This window comes from Photobacterium japonica (genome assembly GCF_050337005.1).
Lineage (GTDB): Bacteria > Pseudomonadota > Gammaproteobacteria > Enterobacterales > Vibrionaceae > Photobacterium > Photobacterium japonica.
The window spans coordinates 49,395-71,773 of record NZ_JAKJSN010000012.1; the positions used below are offsets into that span (position 1 = coordinate 49,395).

Genomic DNA, 22,379 nt, shown 5'->3' on the forward strand with positions numbered 1-22,379 from the left:
TACACTATAGGTAATCATGACGGTTAACGTCACCGCACGGTATATCCTTGTTTCAGCGACTGCCGGCTTGCTGTATAATTTGCGCCTTTGATCTCATGTGGTCTTATTGATCTCATGTATGTAGTGTTTGGCCCAGTAAAGCGAAGCGTGTTATGAAATTTATTGTTAAACCCCATCCTGAAATTTTTGTAAAAAGCGACTCGGTTAAAAAGCGTTTTATCAAAATTTTGGATTCCAACATTCGCATTATCGTCCAGCGTTTGTCTGAGTCAGTCGCGGTGATCAACCGCCGTACCTACATTGAGGTTTCATCCAGCGATGATAGCCTGCGTGAGCAAGTGCTAGCGGTACTGACGCAAACGCCGGGTATTCACCATGTGCTGGAAGTTGTGCAAACGGAATTTACCGATCTGCATGATATTTACGAGCAGACGTTGCCGCGTGTTCGCGAGATGCTAGAAGGTAAAACCTTCTGTGTGCGTGCAAAGCGTGTGGGTAAACATGATTTCACCTCTATTGAGCTAGAGCGCTATGTGGGCGGCGGCTTGAATCAGGCGGTGGCATCGGCATCGGTTAAGTTGAAAAATCCAGACGTTACCGTGCGTGTTGAAGTCTCTCACAATGAGCTAAACCACGTATTGGCGCGCCATAAAGGTTTAGGTGGCTTCCCGCTAGGGACGCAGGAAGACGTATTGAGCTTGATCTCTGGCGGTTTTGACTCCGGCGTATCAAGCTACCTGCACATCAAACGTGGCAGTAAAGTGCATTACTGTTTCTTCAACTTGGGTGGCCCTGCGCACGAGATTGGCGTGAAGCAAGTCTCACATTTTCTATGGAAGAAGTACGGTTCTTCTGCCAAAGTGAAATTTATCGCGATTGATTTCGATCCAGTTGTGGGTCAGATCCTTGAAAACATTGATGACGGCCAGATGGGCGTTGTACTTAAGCGTATGTTCATGCGTGCAGCTGGCATGGTTGCAGAGCGTTTCGGTATTCAAGCATTGATAACGGGTGAAGCATTGGGTCAGGTGTCTAGCCAGACACTAACGAACCTGCGCCACATCGACGGTGTGACCGACTCTCTGATCTTGCGTCCGCTGATCAACTGGGATAAAGAAGACATCATCAACGTGGCCCGTGACATCGGCACGGAAGAATTCGCGAAAACCATGCCAGAGTTCTGTGGCGTAATTTCAAAGAGCCCAACCGTGAAAGCGGTGAAAGCGAAATTGGAAGTGGAAGAAGCCAAATTCGATTTCACTATTCTTGAGCGTGTGGTTGCTGAGGCCCGTGTGATGGATATTCGTGACATCGAAAAAGAGAGCCAAGAAAAAGCCCCTGAAATCGAACTGGTTGATCAGATCGAAGTCGGTGCGATTGTGCTGGATATCCGTAGCCCGGATGAAGAAGACGAAAGCCCATTGACGCTAGAGAATGTGGAAGTGAAGCACCTGCCATTCTACAAGCTAGCGACTCAATTTGGTGATCTGCCACAAGATAAAACGTACCTACTGTACTGTGACCGTGGTGTGATGAGCCGTCTTCAGGCGCTATACCTGACAGAAAATGGCTTCAAAAACGTGAAAGTGTACCGTCCATAAGGCCGTAGACAATCCGTTGATTGCCAATAAAAAACGAGCGCCTAGGCGCTCGTTTTTGTGTTTTAGGGGCGAGAAAAGCAGGGACGCGTATCGAGTTATGCTTCGCGCCGAGGGACGAGATCCGAGTAAGAGCGGAAAGTAAAAAGCGGTGCGATGGATCTGAGGCCTTATGGAAATAGTGCAGGGATGAGTGATGAGTTCCGAGTAGAAGAAGTAAGCGCAGAACTGCAGAACCCTGCACTATTTTTCGCTTTTCACTCGCTCTTCCTCGAAACGCAGTGAGACTCGATACTCGTCCCTTACAAACTCGACACTTGCCTTCTACTTCTGCTCGTCTCTCATCACAAAATGCATATTCGGCCACACCACCATCGGTTCCGCCACGTCGACCGCTTTTTGTTTACCTGCCAACTGAATGATGATTGCCAACGCAAACTCTTGTGATGTGCCCGGCCCCTGACTGGTCAGTAGGTTACTGTTCACGTCAAAAACCACACGCTTGGTGCGCAGGCGATGGGCCGGGATCTGATCATGGAAGGCAGGGTGGGCAGTCATGATCGCGTCTGGATACATGCCATGGTGCTCCAATACCACTGCTGGGGCGGCGCAGATTGCGGCAACCAGTTTTCCGTCGTGCTTATGTTGGTTCACAAATTCCACCAACAATGGGCTGTCGCGGAAACATTCAGAGCCGGCAAGACCGCCCGGTAAGACCACGCAATCAAACGGCTCATCGGCCACATTCACCAGCGGTACATCGGCGACCAGTTTGATCCCGCGGGATCCGGCCATGATCAGTGCGCCGTCAGAGGCGACGCTCGCCACGGTGACGTCAAAGCCTGCCCGTAGCAAAATGTCGATGGTGTTAATGGCTTCCATCTCTTCACTGCCTGGGGCGATACAAACGGCCACTTTTATGGTCGAGGAAGGGGAGATGTCATGCGTCATGGTTGTGTTGCTCCAATTGTTTGACCTGTTGCCACAGCTGCGTATTGGCAGGCGCTGCAAGGTGGTGTGCCTTGGCGCGGGCAAGGAGATACCCGGTAATATAGTCGATTTCGGTCGTGCGGTGGTGGGAAACATCTTGATGCATCGACGAAAAATTCATGGCAGTAGCATGAATCACCCCGTCGACTTGCTCGCGTAAGGCGGTAGCATCGGTTGGGAGCCCCTCTGCACACATCACGGCTGCCACTTCCTGACAGACGTGCGTGAGCACCGTATCAAAAGCCGGTTGTGCCAGTGCCCCGTTTCGGCATTGGTGGATTGCCGTCAGTGGATTAATGGCGCAGTTAATCGCCAGTTTCTGCCACAAGGGTTGCAGAATGTTAGGGTGCCACTGACACGGCGTTAAGGCGCGATGTAAGTGTTCTGCCAGTGCGTGGTGGGCTTCGCCTTGCGGATTGATTGCGCCCAACCAGGTGGCACCATGGCCGGTATGTTGTACATGGTGACGGTGCGCTCGAAATGCAGCTTGCGCGGTGGTGGCGTACAACAACGGTTGCTCAGGCAGCAGGGCTTTTACCGCATCATGGGTGCCCATGCCATTGTGCATGATGATCACTGGCGTTTTAGGCGAGAGATGCGGCACGACGGTCTGCAGCGCCTGTTCAACCTGAAACGCCTTGACGGTGACTAACACGCAGTCAGCCTGCAAAATGCGGTCCGGTTGATTGGCGGCAAAACGGATGGGGTGAGTATGTGCCGACTCAAACCGCTGGGCGTCAATGGTCAGCGATGAGGCATTATCTCGGGTCCAATAATGGACGTGATGAAAAGGGGAGAGATGCGTGCCCCAGAGCAAGCCAATGGCACCGGCGCCAACAATAGTGATTTCCACGAGTGATGCTTCCTTGCTGAACAAGATTGATTAGCAGGGATCATAACACGATCACTTGGGCAGTAGGCAGTAGGCAGTAGGCAGTAGGCAGTAGGCAGTAGGCAGTAGGAGGGAGCGGGACTCCCTCGTCATCCACGGGTACCGAGTAGCAAGATACGCCCGTGTTACGCTGTCAGGCAAGTGATAGGGTGATCAGAATTTATACGTGGCCGAGAAATAGTGGCTGATCCCTGTCGATTCAAAATCATTGGTATCACGGATCAAATACACATCATGATAGAGCTTGAAGCCGTACCCGAGCGAGTAACGATCAGAATGCCAGTAAAAGCCATTGAACATAACCCCGCCATTGTGCGCTTGGGTATTGCCTTTAAAGGTGCTATCGGCGCCAAATTGGTAATCGACGTAACCTTGGTAAGCAATAAAGCTGCCATTAGAGAAGTTGTAAAATGGTTTAAACCAGTTAGTCGATAGTTGGTAGCCGTTCCAGTCTTTGTTATTAATGTCATACAGACCGTACAGGTTGACCCCAACTTTACCAAACCAAGGGACTTGCACATCGGAACCGATCCCCCAGAACGAGTTGTTTACCGGGGGAAAGTCGCTGTTTTTGTTGTAACCCCCATCCCAGTTAAACAGGGTGGCGATATACCATTCTTGGATCGGGCCAATCGACAGATCTTTTTTGGTTAACGCATCCAGTGAGACGCGGGGGGCAAACTTCATGAAGATTTTTGCACGGTCATTTTTGTCACTGGCATCGTGGTCGGTTAAATCAAACACATCGACGTAACCGTAAAGATCGAAGATCCCAGAGCGACCACCAAACTCCATTTCAAGGTAGTCATGCCCAGAGTGCGCATCCGGTGAACGAGGCAGCTCTTCCAGTGCGTACATCAAGTTAAATTGCAGCCATTTATAATCGTTTTTATGGATATCGTCGGAATAGTCGACGGCGAAACTGGCACCTGAATAGGCCAAAGCGGAGCAGATCGTAAAGGTTGTCAGTTTTTTCATTATGTCGTCTCGCTAACCATTTGCCATTGCTTTTTCTTCCTTTTCCGATGGCTGCTGAAGTTAGTATAAGTGCAGGCTGTGGCTTCTCATTGGCAGAGAAGTCCTCGGAATAGAAGCGGTGAATAAAGGGCGTCAAAAAGCGCCTTCTTTATAAGTAATAAATGTAGCGGAAGGACTTGTTGTTGGTGCGGTGTCTTAGTGATGGGGCAAAGTATTGTTTCTAGGAGTGCGACAGGAAGGAAAAAATTGCTGTGAAAATAAGGGTAAAGCGAAGGCGTCTCGAAAATAATTAGCATCTTATTTTTGAGAGGGTGCGTGTGTGGGGGGAAAGTGGATGGACAAAAAAAAGCACCCGTAGGTGCTTTTTTTACGTCGGCTCACTGATTAAAGGTGAGCACCTAGACGGAAGATAACAGCGTCGCCGTAGCCATCAACACCTAGCTTGTTAGCAAAGTAACGGTATTGAACACCAGCGTACACCGTTTCAGTAATGTCGTACCAAAGGCCAACACCACCGTTTAGACCGGTAGAACCGTTCTGCATTTCACTGTATGCATCGTTACGTGCAAATTCAACTTCGTTCCAGTTGGTCACCATGAATGGTTGGCCTGCAATTTCGAAGTTGTAGCCAGCGCTCCAACCGAACATACCACCGTTTAGACCTGCTGCTTCAGAGTTGCCAGAGCTTAGGTCATGAACACCGATCCATGGTTTGAACCAACCGTTTTCGCTGACTAGACCGGTGTAACCGAAGCCTAGAACACGGTTTTGTTCAGACATATCTACGCCGTTACCACTTTCTGAGTAATCGTAAATTTGACCGTATGCCGTGAAATCACCAACCAGTTTGTAGTGCATAGAGCCTTTAATGGCTTGGCTACGCTCACTTGAACCTTTGTTGATTTTTTCGTATTCGTAGAAACCGTAAATTTCACCCCATGAGAAGCCTGCGCCACCTTCAACACCTAAGGTGATGTGGTCATCACGATCTTCGCTTACATCAAGACCGTTGTAGCCTTGCGTACCATTAGTCCAAGTTAGGTAATCGGTATATACGTTACCAAAACCGTATAGGTATTCAGCTTGTGCAGGAAGTGCTGCTGCCGCTGCAAGTACGCTTAGTGCTACTAGTGATTTACGCATGGGTGAACTCTCGCTAATTGTGTTTTATGACCGGGATTATGGGCTCCCGTGTTCTGTTGGCGGTGATTCTATTGTTTTATGTCACGCTTGTGAATGTAACGTTTGCGCAATCCTTTGCTAGATGTGATCTTGATCCCGTGTAATCGATTACATTTTAGTGACGAAGTGATCAAAAGCGTATTTTTTATGCGTTTTATCGTGGATTTTCTGAACTAAGTGTGAACACGCGCATCTAAGGGGGGCTTAAAATATCCCCTATGAGTATCCCGTGGCGGGGTTAAATTGATTTGTAGTATGAATTATCAACAGCGTAGCGGGTAAACATGTGTTTTTCGCCTATTTTGGCGAAAAACACAAAGAAGTGGAGGATTCTACGGTTTGGTTGAGGTCGGGTGATCAACCTGCTGTTGGTTGAGAATATAAATCAACGCCAGTACCGGCAAACCGATCAGTGCAGTGCTGAGGAAGAAAATATTGTAGCCAAACATATCCACATACAGGCCAGAGAAACCCGCGATAAATTTGGGGAACAGCAGCATGATTGAGCTAAAGAGTGCGTACTGGGTCGCTGAGAACGCCACATTGGTCAGGCTGGACATAAAGGTGATAAAGGCCGCGGTAGCAATCCCCGCACTGAGGTTATCCAGTGAAATCACGACGGTCAGCATTGGCAGGCTGTTGCCAATGTAGCTAAACAACATGAACGCCAAGTTGGTGCACGCCGCCAATACCGCGCCCAGCGCTAATATGCGCAGGGTGTTGTATTTACTCACCAAGATCCCACCCAGCCCAGCACCCAGTAACGTCATGATCACGCCATATACTTTTGATACCGATGCGACTTCCGTTTTGCTAAAGCCCATATCGACATAAAACGCATTGGCCATCACCCCCATCACCACATCGGATATGCGATAGCAGCTGATCAATGCCAGAATGAGCAGCGCCTGTTTGCCGTAGCGGGAGAAGAAGTCTAAGAAGGGCATGACCGCGGCGGTGTACGCCCATGCCGCTAAGCGAGCCCATTTTGGGGCATAGCCGCGGTCCAGTAACTGTTGTTTGTAGTCGTTTTCGATTTTATCGATCGCAGCGCTGTCGATGGTCGGTTCATGGATGCACAGTGCCGTGATGAGACCTATCAGCATAAAGCCAGCCATGATGAAATAGGCATACTGCCAGCCTGCTGGATCGTACTCGCTGTTGGATCCAAACCATGCGGCAAACGCCAAAGCGCCCGCACCCGCCATGATCATCGCAAGACGGTAACCGGTCATGTACGCGGCGGCTAACGCGGCTTGCAGTTTTTCTGTCGCTGATTCAATACGGTAAGCATCGATAACGATGTCTTGCGAGGCGGAAGAGAAGGCCACAATGAGGGCGAAAATAGCCAGTTGTACTAAATCACCCTGCGGGTTACTGACGGCCATGCCAATCAATGAACCGATGATCATTATTTGTGAAAAGACCATCCAGCCGCGGCGACGGCCAAGTAAAGCGGAGAGAAGAGGGACGGGAAAGCGGTCAATCAAGGGTGACCAGATCCATTTAAACCCGTAGGCTAACGCGACCCAACTGAAAAATCCGATATCAGTGCGGCTGACGCCTGCTTCACGGAGCCAAAAAGAGAGGGTGCCGAACACAAGTAAAATGGGCAAACCGGAAGAAAAGCCCAATGCCAGCATGATCAGGACTTTTTTTTCCAGATAGACCCGCCAGCCTTGTGTGTTGTCGATAGAGTGCGCCATGTGTCCCTCAGATAAGTTCGCGTGTCGAAAATAGGGTGGAATTATACCCAAGTGACCGCGACACGGAAATGCGAGACAAGGTCGAGACAAAGTAGGGAAGTTGTCAGAGAGCCGGGGGCGCTTGGGGGCTATGTGCACGCTACCGAGTTTTGTGGGAAAAAGACAGCAAAAGCACCCGAGAGAATGAAACCTGACAGGATTCTTGCGATGCTGGCCAGTTGTTCAGCGATTACGGGCGGATCCCTTGGGTTTTTTCTGGGCGATCACCCAGGCCTAACAAGAAGTGTGCCGCTGTACTGACCTTGAACTGGACAAAGTGATTACCCAGCAACTCGTGTTCTTCGAGCGATTCTAACAGGTGGATCAGGTACCAATAGGTGGACTCGTAGCTGTCTTGCGTGGGGCCGGCAGGTACCGATAAACGCCACCAGGTAAATAAGTGGTCTGTGATTGTGTTTTTGAGGGCGGAATACGGCACGTGACCGGTAATGGCCCCCAAGGCACTGAGCGCGATTTCTGGGGCATGATCAGCAATGTGTTGCTGAATGCGATGGGAAGGGGGTTCACGGTTGGAGACGACAAGTTCAAGCATAAAGGTCACCTGCTCATAGATGAGGCGTCGGTGACCTTATCTATGCCTACTATTTAATAATCTTCATCGCTTCAATAACTATAGGCTGTTGTGGAACATCTTTCATACCCATAGCGCGTGTGGTTGGAATTTCAGCCATTTTCTCGATCACAGAAAAGCCTTTGACCACGCTACCAAATACCGCATAGCCCGGTTGGCTACCGCGTGCATTCAGGAAGCTGTTGTTTTCATAGTTGATGTAGAACTGACGTGTCGCAGAGTGCGGGTCCTGCGTGCGTGCCATCGCGACCGTTGCACGATCATTTGGCAGGCCATTGGCAGACTCGTTTTTGATCGGCGCATACGTCGGACGCTTTTTCATGTCAGCATCAAAGCCGCCGCCTTGGGCCATAAACCCAGGGATCACGCGGTGGAAAATGGTGCCGACGTAGCTGCCATCTTTCACGTATTTCAAAAAGTTGTCGCTGGATGTCGGGGCTTTTGCTTCATCCAGTTGGATCACGAAGTCCCCAAGGTTAGTGGTGACTTGTACTTGCGTGGCAGCACTGACGGGCAAAGCCATGCAAAGCAGTAGCGCGGCAATAAAACGTGGCATTTATAGGTTCTCCTGCATGTATGTATTCAACTCTTGGTCGGCGTAGATATCTTTCAATACTGCGGTGATCAGATTATTCATCGCCAATTCCATGTCTTCTACCGATGCACTCATGGCGCCAGTACGCTCAGATTTACCTGAGTAACGCTTGATGAATTTACCGGTTGGGGTTTCAACCACCAACTGTAGCTGCAATTTGCTGTTCAGATCGTGGCTCATCACGCTGTGTTTTACGCTTACCATGGCTTCAAGCACATCCAAACGTAGGGTGCCTTGGCTGTCTGCGGTTAGCGTGTAACCCTGTGCGGTTAGCTGACGAGACAGGGCTTCTTCCAGTGTGATACGGAGGTTCTGCGTGCTGTGTAGGGGCTGGACGTTTTCACGACCACTATCAACAACGGCAATAAATTGTGCCGTACGCAGATCGCGGCTTTCCAGTGACAACGCTTTACCTTGTACAACGGGCTGGCTGGCGATCACAGGCTGTGGTGTCAGCGTCAATTGCGGTTCAGAAGGGGCTGAACAGGCAGTCAGTGCAAGTACAGAGGCGGCAAGCAGAAGCTTCTTCATGTGTTTTATCCTTAAGAAAAAAGTCGGTCGCCGTTTAATGACGACCGGATATACGTTATTAAGTTACTTATCTGCCTGATAAATGACAAATTTATTATTTTGTGCAATGACAGTGACGTTACCAAACAGACGTTTGAGTTTTTCACCGTAACCTAGGTGGCGATTACCGATCACGACGAGCTGTCCTTTCGGACGTAGGGTCTGTTTTGCATCGCAGAACATCTGCCATGCGATGTGATCCGTAATGGTGTTTTGCTGGTGGAAAGGCGGATTACATAGCACCAGATCGGCACTGTGCGCAGGCATGTCATCCAAACAGTTATTGGCGACGGCACGCAGTTGCGCCGGGTTGGCGAGGTTGGCGCAGGCATTTTGCAAGCACGATGCCACGGCCATGAAGCTTTCATCCACACACAAGACATTGGCTTGCGGGTTCAATTGGGCAGCTTTGATCCCAATCACGCCGTTACCGCAGCCCAAATCGATAATGTCCTGCAGGTCAGGACGTACCGGAATATGTTCAAGCAGCAGGCGCGCGCCGATATCCAGACTTTCCCCTGAAAACACATTGGCGTGATTCAGTAGGCTGATCCCGTGCTCAGGCACCGTCCACTGCAGCGGTTCAGGCAGGGGCTTCGCGAGATCGGCATTAGGCTGACAAAAGATCAGACGGGCTTTCTTGACGGCCAATGACGTCTTCGTTTCGCCCAAGTGTTTTTCAAACAGCTTCAAGGTTGAGCTGTGAATGTCTTTGGCTTTGGCGGCGGCAATCACCGTACAGTCAGCAGGCAAAGCCTGACATAACCGGTGCAGTTGCCACGTCAAAAGGCGGTTGTTTTTTGGGAGCTTGATCAGCACCAACTGTGGGTTACTTGGCAATGCAGACAGATCATCGATCACGTTCACGGCCGGCAATGCATTGTCTTGCAGGTTCGCGAGACACGCTTGCTTGGCAATGAAAGAGTCCGTGACTAGCGTGACGTTGCCATGCTGAGCGAACCAGCAGCTTAAGGCACCGAAACCGTCGTTAAGGATCAGGATCGGACGCGCCGGATCCAGGTCTTGTGGGGCGGCTTCTACCGTGTTGATGAGGTACTCATCTGCCGCATCCCATGCTTGCAGGGTTTCATTTTGCCTTACGGGATAACGCTGTAACGTCAGCGTGCGCCCATGCAGGGTTAGCTCTGGTTTCATTAAAGGGTTCTTTGCGGTATGTTTACTCGTTATAGGTATTTTCGCAAAACCTGCCTGCACTGCAAACCTATATTTAAACCCTAGCGTGTTAAATCCGCTTAAGATGCCATGCTGGAGGGGATATCTATCAGGTAGGCACCCAAAACAGAGCCTGACAGACAGGCCAAACCGTATTATTAACGCCTTCGGAGAAAGTCATGATTCAACAGCGCATTGAAGAGAAACTACAGCATGCGTTTACCCCCCAGCATTTGGCAGTGGTGAACGAAAGTTATATGCATAATGTACCTGAAGGGTCGGAAAGCCATTTTAAAGTGGTGATTGTGACCACGGACTTTGCCGGTCAGCGTTTGTTGGCGCGCCACCGTGCGGTGAATACGGCGTTGGCACAAGAGTTGGCCAATGACATTCATGCGCTGGCTATTCATACTTATACGCCAGATGAATGGCTGGCGCAGCAAGAAAACGCGCCTACGTCACCCAACTGTAAGGGTGGCTTTCATTTGGGGTAATGCTACTGACCTAGCCTAAGGCTCGGCGCCTCTTTCTATAAAAAACCGCCACTAAGGCGGTTTTTTTGATCTGAAGTTTGAGATTAGCGGCAATATTGGCTGGCTGAATTTTGTACACTGGCGAGTGAGTGGTCCTTGGAAAGAACCGCCATCAGGCTGCAACGTACTATGATTATCCCTGCGTCTGTTTTTGATGAGGCTCAGCGACCGTGATGCACGAAAGGGTTGCATCACGAACTGAGAAACGTGAAGAAGGCCTTTATGCCGGGGTGTTACAACCGTTGGAAGAAGTATCACGGTGGATTCTTGAGCGAAAGAGTGAGCGAAGTGCTGATATTCAGCACATTTTCATGTTATTGGAGTCAGTTTTTGAGCGGTCAGTGTGCAGTTCGAGACATGAAAGCAGCGAAGAATGTAAAAAACGTTTAACATTGCGACAAAATTTAAACAAATAAAGATCGGCGAAATTGCAGTCTTGTTGTAAGTGTTTGTGTTTTGTTGTGAAATTATTAATTTATAAGCATAGGTGAAAATGACTTGCTAAAAGTAAGGGTTTTTCACTTTTGTGCGTTAGTTCAAAATAATAGCGATATAAGCCTATTGTGTTTAAAGAGTTACTCGATTTTCGATCTGATTCGCATGGTTTGGCATGGTAAATTCCCGCCAAATAATGCTAAAATTCCGGCCTCAAAATTGTTCCACGCAAAAAGTGTGACGAACAAGTGAATAGGATGTTGCGGTGCTGGTAGCGGATGAAAACCGGCTTCGGACGAAGGAAAGTCGTGTCTAATTGCGCAATAGAAAATTTTTTTTCCCGTTAATGTAGTGCAAGTGCGTATGATTACAATAAAAAAGGGTCTGGATATCCCAATTGCAGGGACTCCTACCCAGGCGATAAATGATGGTAAGTCCATCACCCGTGTCGCCTTGCTTGGCGAAGAATATGTTGGTATGCGTCCTACAATGCATATCCGCGTAGGGGATGTAGTGAAAAAAGGTCAGGTTCTTTTTGAAGATAAAAAGAATCCAGGCGTGAAATTCACTGCTCCAGCCAGTGGCAAGGTTGCAGAAGTTAACCGTGGTGCGAAGCGTGTTCTACAGTCAGTCGTGATTGACGTAGAAGGCGATGAGCAAGTGACATTTAACCGCTACGAAGCAAACCAGCTAGCCTCTCTAGAGCGTGCTGCGATTGTTGAGCAGCTGGTTGAGTCGGGCATGTGGACTGCGCTTCGTACGCGTCCATTCAGCAAAGTACCTGCTATTGATGCTGAAACCCAGGCGATTTTTGTTACTGCTGTCGACACTAATCCTCTTGCAGCTAACCCAGAAGTGGTTATCAACGAACAAAGCGATGCGTTTGTTGCTGGCCTGACTGTGCTTTCTCGCTTAACCAGCGGCAAAGTGATGGTATGTAAATCTGGTGCTAGCCTTCCTCGCTCAAAAGAAGCCAACATTGAAGAGCATGTCTTCAATGGTCCACACCCTGCGGGTCTGGTTGGTACGCATATCCACACCTTGTTTGGCGCGAGCCTGCAAAACGTGGCATGGCATATCAACTACCAAGATGTGATTGCTTTCGGTCAGCTATTCCTGACCGGTGAGCTATTCACTGACCGCGTTGTGTCGCTGGCAGGTCCTGCAGTGAACAAGCCTCGTCTTGTGCGTACTCAAATCGGTGCTTCTCTTGAGCAGCTAACTGATGCTGAGTTTATGCCGGGTGAATTGCGTGTGCTATCTGGCTCTGTGCTAAATGGTGTACATGCAGTGGGTCCTCACGCATACCTAGGCCGTTACCACCTACAGGTATCAGCCCTACGTGAAGGTCGTGAGAAAGAGTTCCTTGGCTGGATTGCTCCAGGTAAGAACAAGTTCTCTGTCACCCGTTCATTCCTGAGCCAGTTCTTCCCAGGTCAATTGTTCAACATGACAACGACCACCAACGGTTCTGAGCGTGCGATGGTGCCAATCGGCAACTACGAGCGCATTATGCCGCTTGATATCGAGCCGACACTGTTGCTTCGTGACCTGTGTGCAGGTGATAACGACAGCGCAGCCCAGTTGGGTGCACTAGAGCTAGATGAAGAAGATCTGGCGCTATGTACGTTCGTATGTCCTGGTAAGTATGAATTTGGTCCAATGCTACGTCAGTGCCTGGACACAATTGAGAAGGAAGGGTAATTCATGGGTCTCAAGAATTTACTCGAGCAAGTTGAGCACCATTTTGAGCCTGGTGGTAAACACGAGAAGTGGTTTGCGCTGTATGAAGCGTTCGCAACGCTTATGTATACCCCGGGTCAAGTAACACGTGTTGGCTCTCATGTGCGTGACAGTATTGACCTGAAACGTATCATGATCATGGTATGGTTTGCGGTATTCCCAGCCATGTTCTGGGGTATGTACAACACCGGTCATCAGGCCATTGTTGCGCTAAACCATCTTTACGCGGGTGAACAGCTTGCCACTATCATTGCTGGCGACTGGCACTACTGGTTGACCCAGATGCTGGGTGGCACGATGTCAGCAGACGCTGGCTGGGGTAGCAAAATGCTACTCGGTGCAACCTACTTCTTGCCTATCTATGCGGTTGTATTCGCGGTAGGTGGTTTCTGGGAAGTCTTGTTCTGTATGGTGCGTAAGCACGAAGTTAACGAAGGTTTCTTCGTTACTTCTATCTTGTTCGCATTGATCGTACCGCCAACACTACCACTTTGGCAGGCTGCTCTAGGTATTACCTTCGGTGTAGTTGTCGCAAAAGAAATTTTCGGTGGTACAGGCCGTAACTTCCTGAACCCTGCGCTTGCAGGTCGTGCGTTCCTATTCTTCGCTTACCCAGCACAGATCTCTGGTGATCTTGTATGGACAGCGGCAGATGGCTTCTCTGGTGCAACAGCACTAAGCCAGTGGGCACACGGTGGTCAGTCTGCTGTGATCAACACAGTAACAGGCGACGCAGTAAGCTGGATGGACGCATTCATTGGTCGTATCCCTGGCTCTATCGGTGAAGTATCAACGCTAGCCATCATCCTTGGTGGTGCGATGATCGTGTTCATGCGCATTGCGTCATGGCGCATCATTGCGGGTACCATGATTGGTATGGTTGCAACGGCGACGCTGTTCAACATCATTGGTTCTGATACCAACCCAATGTTCAGCATGCCTTGGCACTGGCACCTAGTTCTAGGTGGCTTTGCATTCGGTATGATGTTCATGGCAACCGACCCAGTGTCTGCGTCATTTACCAATAAAGGTAAGTGGTGGTATGGCGCACTCATCGGTGCAATGGCTGTGATGGTTCGTGTGGTTAACCCTGCGTACCCAGAAGGTATGATGCTAGCAATCCTATTTGCTAACCTATTCGCACCTCTCTTTGACAACCTTGTAGTCCAGGGCAATATCAAGCGGAGACTAGCTCGTCATGGCAAGTAATAACGATAGCATTAAAAAGACGCTGATTGTTGTTATCGCACTGAGCCTAGTGTGCTCGATTGTGGTATCAGCAGCCGCGGTTGCGCTTCGTCCACTACAGCAGAAGAATGCAGTACTTGACGTTCAGCGTAATATCCTTTCCGTTGCGGGCCTTCTTCAAGACGGCACTAACGTAACAGAAACGTACCAGCAGTTCATTGAGCCAAAACTGGTTGATTTGAAAACCGGTGAGTTTGTTGCTGAATCTGAAACAGGTGCCACACCTGCTCAGTACAGCCAGCGTAACGCAGCGAAAGATCCTGCGCAGTCTATCCGCCTAACAGGCGCAGAAGACAAAGCGAAGATCATTCGTCGTGCTGACATCGCAACTGTGTACCTAGTGAAAAACGCGGATAACAAAATTGAGAAGCTGATCCTACCGATTCACGGTGGCGGTCTGTGGTCAATGATGTACGCATTCATCGCGGTAGAAACTGACGGTAACACCCTAGCGGGTATTACTTACTACCAGCAGGGTGAAACCCCTGGATTGGGTGGTGAGATTGAGAACCCAACATGGCGTGCTCAGTTTGTTGGTAAGAAACTGTTTGATGACAACAACAAACCAGCAATTCGCATTGTTAAAGGTGGCGCTCCTGAAGGTGACATCTACGGTGTTGACGGCCTATCTGGCGCAACATTGACGGCGAATGGTGTTCAGCACAGCTTCGACTTCTGGTTGGGTAACATGGGCTTCGGTCCGTTCCTCGCTAAAGTGCGTGCAGGAGAACTAAACAATGGCTGATACTAAAGAAATGAAGAAGATCTTGTTTGCGCCGTTTATCGACAATAACCCGATCGCGCTTCAGATCCTTGGTGTGTGTTCTGCGTTGGCAGTAACCACCAAAATGGAAACAGCTTTCGTAATGACTATCGCGGTAATGTTTGTAACCGCGTTTGCGAACTTGTTTGTTTCTCTTATCCGTAACCACATTCCAAACAGCGTACGTATCATCGTACAAATGGCGATCATCGCCTCATTGGTAATCGTGGTTGACCAGGTGTTGAAAGCGTTCCTATACGATATCTCTAAGCAGCTATCGGTATTCGTTGGCTTGATCATCACAAACTGTATCGTAATGGGCCGTGCTGAAGCATACGCCATGAAGTCTGCGCCATTGCCATCATTTATTGATGGTATCGGTAACGGTCTTGGCTACGGTTTCGTACTGATCACTGTTGCGTTCTTCCGTGAACTATTGGGTTCAGGTTCGCTATTCGGTGTTGAAGTATTGCCACTTGTGTCTAACGGTGGTTGGTACCAGCCAAACGGTATGATGATCCTAGCACCATCAGCGTTCTTCCTGATCGGCTTTATGATCTGGGCTATCCGTATCATCCGTCCAGAACAAGTAGAAGCGAAGGAGTAAGGGGACCATGGAACATTATCTAAGCCTTCTAGTTCGTTCGATTTTTATCGAGAACTTGGCACTGTCGTTCTTCCTAGGGATGTGTACATTCCTGGCCGTATCGAAAAAAGTGAAAACGTCTTTCGGTCTGGGTGTGGCAGTCACCGTGGTATTGGCTATCGCGGTACCAGCGAACAACCTGATTTACAACTTGCTGTTGAAAGACGGCGCGATTGTGCAGGGTGTTGACCTTAGCTTCCTGAACTTTATTACGTTCATCGGTGTGATTGCAGCACTGGTACAGATCCTGGAAATGGTTCTGGACCGCTTCTTCCCACCACTTTATAACGCGCTAGGTATCTTCCTACCGTTGATCACCGTTAACTGTGCGATCTTCGGTGGTGTATCTTTCATGGTACAGCGTGATTATAACTTTGCTGAATCTGTCGTTTACGGTATTGGTTCAGGTATTGGTTGGACGTTGGCCATCATTGCGCTTGCGGGTATCCGTGAGAAGATGAAATATTCAGATGTACCTCCTGGTCTTCGTGGCCTGGGTATCACATTCATCACCGTTGGCCTTATGGCGTTGGGCTTCATGTCCTTCTCCGGCGTTCAGCTGTAATCAGGATAAAAGGAATAATCAATGGATATTATTCTTGGTGTAGTTATGTTCACCCTGATTATCCTGGCTCTAGTTCTAGTGATTCTTTTCGCTAAATCTAAGCTGGTACCATCAGGCGACATCACTATCTCAGTAAATGGCGACCCAGAAAAAGCGATTACAACCGCTGCGGGTGGCAAACTGCTTAATGCTCTTTCAGCAAGCGGCATCTTCGTATCATCAGCGTGTGGTGGTGGTGGTTCATGTGGCCAGTGCCGTGTGAAAATCAAAGCTGGCGGCGGTGATATTCTGCCTACAGAACTTGACCACATCACTAAAGGTGAAGCGCGTGAAGGCGAGCGTCTAGCGTGTCAGGTTAACGTGAAGTCCGACATGGACATCGAGCTACCTGAAGAAATCTTCGGTGTTAAGAAGTGGGAATGTACCGTTCTTTCTAACGACAACGAAGCGACCTTCATCAAGGAGCTTGTGCTTCAGATCCCAGAGGGTGAAGAAGTACCGTTCCGTGCCGGTGGTTACATTCAGATTGAAGCGGAACCGCACCACATTAAATACGCAGACTTCGATATTCCAGAGGAATACCGTGGTGACTGGGACAAGTTCAACCTGTTCCGTTACGAGTCTATCGTAAAAGAGCATTCGATCCGTGCTTACTCAATGGCGTCATACCCAGAAGAGAAAGGCCTGATCAAGCTGAACGTGCGTATCGCGACACCGCCGCCAAACAACCCAGACGTACCACCAGGCGTAATGTCTTCGTACATCTGGTCACTGAAATCTGGCGATAAGTGTACGATTTCAGGTCCATTTGGTGAGTTCTTCGCGAAAGATACTGACAACGAAATGGTGTTCATCGGCGGTGGTGCCGGTATGGCGCCAATGCGTTCTCACATCTTTGATCAGCTTCTACGTTTGCAATCTAAGCGTAAGATGACTTACTGGTACGGTGCGCGTTCTAAGCGTGAAATGTTCTACGTAGAAGATTTCGATACGCTAGCGGCTGATAACGAGAACTTCCAGTGGCACGTTGCCCTGTCTGATCCACTACCAGAAGATAACTGGGATGGTTACACAGGCTTCATCCACAACGTGATTTACGAGAACTACTTGAAAGATCACGAAGCGCCAGAAGATTGTGAATACTACATGTGTGGTCCACCGATGATGAACGCAGCGGTAATCGGCATGTTGAAAGATCTTGGTGTTGAAGACGAAAACATCCTATTGGATGACTTCGGGGGCTAATTAGCCTTGATCGAATAAAACTGGCTGGCTCTCTGTAGAGCCGGCCTTTTTTTATCATGCACTTTGTCATACCCATACTCTGTTGGGCTTTTCCCAGCAAAGCGAATCGATAAAACGGTCTTTCATTTGGAGAGCAGTAGGATGAAGACGTTCTTAACGCGAGCATTAATGATGTTCGTGCTGGCAGTCACTTTGTCAGCGTGTAGCGATCAGCGTGAACTGATCCACCTTAACGGCGCCACCATGGGCACCTATTATTCGATTAAGTTGATTAAGCAGGAAGGCTTGCCGTCTGCTGCAGATATGCAAACCGAGATTGATCGTCGATTAGAATTGGTCAATGATCAGATGTCGACGTACCGTAAGCATTCCGAGCTCAGCCAATTTAACCAACACCGCACCAGCGAACCCTTCCCGGTATCGGCAGATACGGCCAAGGTCGTAAAAGAAGCCCTGCGTATTTCTCAGTTGACTGACGGGGCATTAGATGTGACTGTCGGGCCGATTGTGAACTTGTGGAGCTTTGGCCCAGAAGCGCGCCCAGAAAAAACGCCGACACCTGACGAACTGGCAGAACGCCGTAAAGAAGTGGGTATCGAGCACCTGAGTGTTGAGGGCAATAGCCTGATCAAAGACATCCCCGATTTGTACGTGGATCTGTCTTCCATCGCCAAAGGTTTTGGGGTGGATGTGGTGGCCGACTACCTTGAGCAGCTTGGCGTGGCCGACTACCTTGTGGAAGTGGGCGGTGAAATTCGCCTGAAAGGCAAGAATGTGGAAGGTGTGCCATGGCGCATCGCGATTGAAAAACCCACTGAAGACGGCAGCCGTGCAATTCAAGAAGTGATTGAACCGGGCAATATGGCTGTGGCAACATCAGGGGATTACCGTAATTACTTTGAGCAAGACGGTGTGCGTTATTCGCACCTGATTAATCCAAAGACCGGTATGCCGATTGCCAACCGCGTGGTCTCTGTCACCGTGCTGGATCCATCTTGCATGACGGCAGATGCCTTCGCCACAGCGTTCTCTGTGATGGGAGAAGACAAGGCACTGGCACTGGCCAATAAAGAGCAGCTTGCTGTGCTGCTGATTGTGAAAACCGAGCAGGGCTTCAAAGAGTATCCGTCGGATGCCTTTATCCCTTACATGAAACAGAAGTAGAGATAATCGAATGGTGATTTATCTAACAACCTTTGCGGTATTTTTGTTAGTGATTGCGGCTATGGCCGTGGGTTATATCTTCCAGCGTAAAACAGTCAGCGGCAGTTGCGGCGGCCTTGATGGTATCGGTATCGTCAAAGAGTGCGATTGCCCAGAGCCGTGTGATGCGCGCCTGAAGCGCGAAGCGCGGGCTGCACGTCAGGAAGAGTGGAAGAAAAACCAAATTCTCTAACCTGACGCTCAACCTCTAACATTCAGCCCGGCATTGTCCGGGCTGTGTTGTTTCTGGACCGTACTATCGCCTATAATAACCACTGTATAAACGACCAGTTATTGGGTGGTGTTCGGCATGCCAGCTTTGTTCGCTTCGGCGTCTTCGGAAAAACAGAAAAAAATCATTCATGTAGACATGGATTGCTTTTTTGCGGCCGTCGAAATGCGGGACAATCCGGCGTTACGTGATATTCCGATTGCGATTGGTGGGCGTTCTGAACAGCGGGGCGTGATCAGTACGTGTAATTACCTTGCCCGCAAGTACGGCGTACGATCGGCCATGTCGACGGCCAAAGCCCTGCAATTGTGTCCACATCTCACCGTTGTATCAGGCCGCATGGCGGTCTATAAAGAGGTCTCAGGGCAAATCCGCGAGATCTTCCAGCGCTATACCGACAAAATAGAACCGCTGTCGTTGGATGAAGCGTATCTGGATGTCACCGAGTGTGAACTGCACCATGGATCCGCCACCTTGATTGCTCAAGACATTCGTAAAGTGATTCGGGCAGAGTTGGATCTCACCGCATCAGCGGGTATCGCTCCCGTTAAATTCATCGCCAAAATTGCCTCCGATCTCAATAAACCGGATGGCCAGTTTGTCGTTACTCCTCATGAAATTCCTGACTTTGTGGCGTCGCTAAAACTGGAAAAAATCCCGGGCGTAGGCAAAGTGACCATTCAAAAACTGCACGAAAAAGGCCTGTATGTCGGGCAAGATGTGCAGCAGTACGATCAGCACTTGTTGTTGCAGCAGTTTGGTAAGTTCGGCCAGTCGCTGTGGGCGCGTGCGCATGGGATTGATGATCGCGACGTGGTGGTGGAGCGGGAACGAAAATCGGTGGGGGTGGAGCGCACTTTCTCCCGCAATATCGCGACCTTTGAACAGTGTTGGGACGTAATCGAACACCTGTATCCCGAATTGGAAAAGCGCCTTCAACGCGTACGCCCGGATCTGAATATTGCCAAGCAAGGGGTAAAGGTGAAATTTGCTGATTTTCAGCAAACGACCGTCGAACATACCCAACCCAAACTCGACAAAGATCAGTTTGTCGGGTTATTGCAAGAAGCCCTGACGCGACAGAAAGACAGGGAGATCCGCCTGATTGGGATCAGCGTGGGGCTGGAATTAGGCACCAAAGCACAGCAACTGTCGTTGTTTTGAAAGCAGGGGCGAGGAAAAGCAGGGGAGAAGAGCGGACCTATGGCCCTAAGGTTCTATGGAAATAGAGCTGGGACGAGTGGCGAGATTCGAGGAGGAGCAGTAATCGCAGAAGTGCTTGCCTATTGGGCGAAAGACGGCATTCTGTCTGCAGGACCACAGGACCCTTTTTCCTGCTCTTACTCGCTTCTCGAAGCGCAGCGTTACCCGTCCCTCGCCCCTATCAAATACAAAAAAGCGAGCCCTTTCGGTACTCGCTTTTTCTCGTGACTCGTCCCTTCGGACTCGCCTCTTACGCTTTCACCGGAATGTTCTTCAGAATCGCAACCATCTGCTCCCAGAATAGGGCAACGGTTTCGATCTGTACTTTCTCATCCGGTGAGTGTGGGAACTTGATGGTTGGACCGAAAGAAATCATATCCATTTCTGGATACGGTTCTTTGAACAGACCACACTCAAGACCCGCGTGGATCACCATGATGTTCGGTACGCGACCGTAGATGCTCTCGTACGTTTCGCGGAACAGGTGCATCACTTCAGAGTCAGCATCCGGTTTCCAGCCTGGGTAAGCACCGCCAAACGCACAGTTTGCGCCAGCCAGTGAACCCACCGCTTTCAACATGCCTTCCACGTTACTGCGACCAGAGTCGATCAGTGAACGGATCAAGCACAGGACGGTAATCTTGTCCGCTTCAGTGGTGATCACACCCACGTTCAGTGAGGTTTCTACCACGCCTTCGATGTCATCGCTCATGCGGATCACACCGTTTGGACACGCGTTCAGCATGTGAATGAAACGCACTTGGTCAGCCTGTGCCAATACATCGGCTGCTGCATCAAGGCTTTCTGTGAAGAGGTTGATGTCAGTTTCCACACGGCCAAGTTCAGCCACTAACACATCGTGGTAGTGGGCAAACAGCGCATTAAGCTGATCCACGTTTGTCGCCGGCAGGCTAACAATCGCGCTCGCTTCACGTGGGATCGCATTACGCAGGCTACCGCCGGTGAATGCCGTCAGGCGTAGGCCTAGTTCATCGGCATGACCGAACAGGAAACGACCCAGTAGTTTGTTTGCGTTGCCACGGCCGGTGTGAATATCACAGCCTGAGTGACCACCTTTCAGGCCTTTCACAACCAATTTTACCGTTTGGTAATCAGTCGGCAGGGCTTCACGGGTAATGTCTAGCGTCAGTGCGCCATCCACACCACCGGCACAACCCATGTACACTTCACCTTCTTGCTCAGAATCCGTGTTCAGAAGGATATCGCCTTCCAACCAACCTGCCTGCAAGCCGAATGCACCGGTCATGCCCGCTTCTTCATCAATGGTCAGTAGCACTTCCAGTGGGCCGTGCTCAATGTCTTTCGCTGCCAGTACCGCTAAGCAAGCTGCCATACCCATGCCGTTATCTGCGCCAAGGGTCGTGCCTTCTGCCGTTACCCACTCACCGTCAATGTACGGTTTGATCGCATCGGTTTCAAAGTTGTGCTCAGTCTCTTCATTTTTCTGCGGCACCATATCAATGTGTGCTTGCAGAACCACGCCTTTACGGTTTTCCATGCCCGGGGTTGCCGGTTTTTTGATGAACACGTTACCGACAGCATCACGACGTACATCCAAACCTTCGCTTTGTGCAAATTGGATGATGTGCTGAGCAAGTTGCTCTTCATGCTTAGACGGGTGAGGAATAGAACAAATTTGATCGAAGAATTGCCACACCGGTTGGGGTGACAGTTGACTGATTTCAGACACAGCAGTCTCCTTTATAAACTTTTGGTATCGAGCGTTCTGTTAGCTGAATATTAACGCAATCTTTAAAATTAACGCATATTTCGCTATCGCCATTAACCTCAGGATACCACTGTGTCTACATAGGGGGTAGTGAAATATCGTGGTGTACAGTGGGCTCAAGGTGGTGAAGAGAATATGACCGCATCGTCAAGGGTGTCGTCGATGAATGCCGCGGAAAGGTCAAAAGGGCAAGCGGAAAGTCTTACAGATTTCTTGATCAATCTGGCCGTCGTTAATGGATGGTGAATATAACGATAACATCTACTTCATTCCTTTATTGCATCGCTGTCGGGAAATATAGTTGTTATATGTATATTGATAAGTGGGGAATAAGTGTGTTGTTTCATTTGTGTTGGTTTTTGATACAGATTATCGGGCCTGCTTATGTAATAAAATTACAGAAAATGCGTATATTGGTTCTGTAAGTAAGAAAAGTGTGACGAGCTTAAAGAAAATGCTTGAAAGTTTATTACGTTAAGATTATAGTTTCACCATCTT

General features: G+C 49.5%; 21 protein-coding genes. 11 read left to right on the forward strand and 10 right to left on the reverse strand.

From position 1 onward, the window contains the following. Positions 1-152: 152 nt before the first annotated feature. Positions 153-1,601 (forward strand): tRNA uracil 4-sulfurtransferase ThiI, encoded by a 1,449-nt coding sequence (gene thiI, locus L4C36_RS04570; RefSeq protein WP_428476609.1) that lies wholly within the window; start codon positions 153-155, stop codon positions 1,599-1,601. A gap of 321 nt (positions 1,602-1,922) precedes the next feature. On the opposite strand, the gene yajL is transcribed toward thiI, so the two are convergent. The 9 genes from yajL to L4C36_RS04615 all read right to left on the reverse strand — a co-directional run bounded on the left by yajL (position 1,923) and on the right by L4C36_RS04615 (position 10,297). Next, positions 1,923-2,549, reverse strand: coding sequence for a protein deglycase YajL (gene yajL / locus L4C36_RS04575; RefSeq protein ID WP_428476610.1), 627 nt, complete (start codon positions 2,547-2,549; stop codon positions 1,923-1,925). Continuing rightward, positions 2,539-3,441 carry a 2-dehydropantoate 2-reductase gene (panE, locus tag L4C36_RS04580; RefSeq protein ID WP_428476611.1) on the reverse strand — a complete coding sequence of 301 codons (903 nt, stop codon included), beginning with the start codon at positions 3,439-3,441 and terminating at the stop codon, positions 2,539-2,541. Before panE ends, yajL begins: the two co-directional genes overlap by 11 nt. A gap of 192 nt (positions 3,442-3,633) precedes the next feature. Continuing rightward, positions 3,634-4,458 carry a nucleoside-specific channel-forming Tsx family protein gene (locus L4C36_RS04585; protein ID WP_428476612.1) on the reverse strand — a complete coding sequence of 275 codons (825 nt, stop codon included), beginning with the start codon at positions 4,456-4,458 and terminating at the stop codon, positions 3,634-3,636. A 384-nt stretch (positions 4,459-4,842) separates the two neighbouring features. Then, positions 4,843-5,601: an outer membrane protein OmpK gene (locus L4C36_RS04590; protein WP_428476613.1), complete on the reverse strand. Its 759-nt coding sequence runs from the start codon at positions 5,599-5,601 to the stop codon at positions 4,843-4,845. A 371-nt stretch (positions 5,602-5,972) separates the two neighbouring features. After that, positions 5,973-7,346, reverse strand: a complete 1,374-nt coding sequence (locus L4C36_RS04595) for an AmpG family muropeptide MFS transporter (RefSeq protein WP_428476614.1) — start codon at positions 7,344-7,346, stop codon at positions 5,973-5,975. Positions 7,347-7,575: 229 nt separating this feature from the next. Next, a complete protein-coding gene (locus L4C36_RS04600; RefSeq protein ID WP_428476615.1) occupies positions 7,576-7,938 on the reverse strand; it encodes a hypothetical protein in 363 nt (120 codons plus the stop codon). A gap of 49 nt (positions 7,939-7,987) precedes the next feature. After that, positions 7,988-8,533 carry a peptidylprolyl isomerase gene (locus L4C36_RS04605; RefSeq protein WP_428476616.1) on the reverse strand — a complete coding sequence of 182 codons (546 nt, stop codon included), beginning with the start codon at positions 8,531-8,533 and terminating at the stop codon, positions 7,988-7,990. Continuing rightward, positions 8,534-9,103 carry a YajG family lipoprotein gene (locus L4C36_RS04610; protein WP_428476617.1) on the reverse strand — a complete coding sequence of 190 codons (570 nt, stop codon included), beginning with the start codon at positions 9,101-9,103 and terminating at the stop codon, positions 8,534-8,536. Positions 9,104-9,166: 63 nt separating this feature from the next. Continuing rightward, complete coding sequence (locus L4C36_RS04615; RefSeq protein ID WP_428476618.1) at positions 9,167-10,297, reverse strand: methyltransferase; 1,131 nt, start codon at positions 10,295-10,297, stop codon at positions 9,167-9,169. 197 nt (positions 10,298-10,494) lie between these two features. On the opposite strand from L4C36_RS04615, the gene bolA reads away from it, so the two are divergent. From bolA to dinB, 10 genes are all read left to right on the forward strand, one after another. Then, positions 10,495-10,809: a transcriptional regulator BolA gene (bolA, locus tag L4C36_RS04620; protein WP_428476619.1), complete on the forward strand. Its 315-nt coding sequence runs from the start codon at positions 10,495-10,497 to the stop codon at positions 10,807-10,809. An 837-nt stretch (positions 10,810-11,646) separates the two neighbouring features. Continuing rightward, on the forward strand, positions 11,647-12,987 hold the full coding sequence (locus L4C36_RS04625; RefSeq protein WP_428476620.1) for a Na(+)-translocating NADH-quinone reductase subunit A: 1,341 nt from the start codon (positions 11,647-11,649) through the stop codon (positions 12,985-12,987). A 3-nt stretch (positions 12,988-12,990) separates the two neighbouring features. Continuing rightward, positions 12,991-14,235 (forward strand): NADH:ubiquinone reductase (Na(+)-transporting) subunit B, encoded by a 1,245-nt coding sequence (locus L4C36_RS04630; RefSeq protein ID WP_428476621.1) that lies wholly within the window; start codon positions 12,991-12,993, stop codon positions 14,233-14,235. Continuing rightward, entirely contained in the window at positions 14,225-15,019 is a 795-nt protein-coding gene (locus tag L4C36_RS04635; RefSeq protein WP_428476622.1) for a Na(+)-translocating NADH-quinone reductase subunit C, read from the forward strand. The genes L4C36_RS04630 and L4C36_RS04635 overlap by 11 nt, the downstream gene beginning before the upstream one ends. After that, positions 15,012-15,644 carry an NADH:ubiquinone reductase (Na(+)-transporting) subunit D gene (locus L4C36_RS04640; RefSeq protein WP_428476623.1) on the forward strand — a complete coding sequence of 211 codons (633 nt, stop codon included), beginning with the start codon at positions 15,012-15,014 and terminating at the stop codon, positions 15,642-15,644. Before L4C36_RS04635 ends, L4C36_RS04640 begins: the two co-directional genes overlap by 8 nt. Positions 15,645-15,651: 7 nt before the next feature. Next, positions 15,652-16,248, forward strand: coding sequence for an NADH:ubiquinone reductase (Na(+)-transporting) subunit E (gene nqrE / locus L4C36_RS04645; RefSeq protein WP_428476624.1), 597 nt, complete (start codon positions 15,652-15,654; stop codon positions 16,246-16,248). A gap of 21 nt (positions 16,249-16,269) precedes the next feature. Then, positions 16,270-17,493, forward strand: a complete 1,224-nt coding sequence (nqrF, locus tag L4C36_RS04650; RefSeq protein WP_428476625.1) for an NADH:ubiquinone reductase (Na(+)-transporting) subunit F — start codon at positions 16,270-16,272, stop codon at positions 17,491-17,493. Between the two features lie 168 nt (positions 17,494-17,661). Further along, positions 17,662-18,657: an FAD:protein FMN transferase gene (locus L4C36_RS04655; RefSeq protein WP_428476702.1), complete on the forward strand. Its 996-nt coding sequence runs from the start codon at positions 17,662-17,664 to the stop codon at positions 18,655-18,657. 10 nt (positions 18,658-18,667) lie between these two features. Then, a complete protein-coding gene (gene nqrM / locus L4C36_RS04660) occupies positions 18,668-18,889 on the forward strand; it encodes a (Na+)-NQR maturation NqrM (protein WP_428476626.1) in 222 nt (73 codons plus the stop codon). A gap of 117 nt (positions 18,890-19,006) precedes the next feature. Further along, on the forward strand, positions 19,007-20,092 hold the full coding sequence (gene dinB / locus L4C36_RS04665; protein WP_428476627.1) for a DNA polymerase IV: 1,086 nt from the start codon (positions 19,007-19,009) through the stop codon (positions 20,090-20,092). A 289-nt stretch (positions 20,093-20,381) separates the two neighbouring features. Here the strand turns inward: dinB and L4C36_RS04670 are convergent, their stop codons facing one another. After that, a complete protein-coding gene (locus L4C36_RS04670) occupies positions 20,382-21,842 on the reverse strand; it encodes an aminoacyl-histidine dipeptidase (RefSeq protein WP_428476628.1) in 1,461 nt (486 codons plus the stop codon). Positions 21,843-22,379 lie beyond the last annotated feature (537 nt).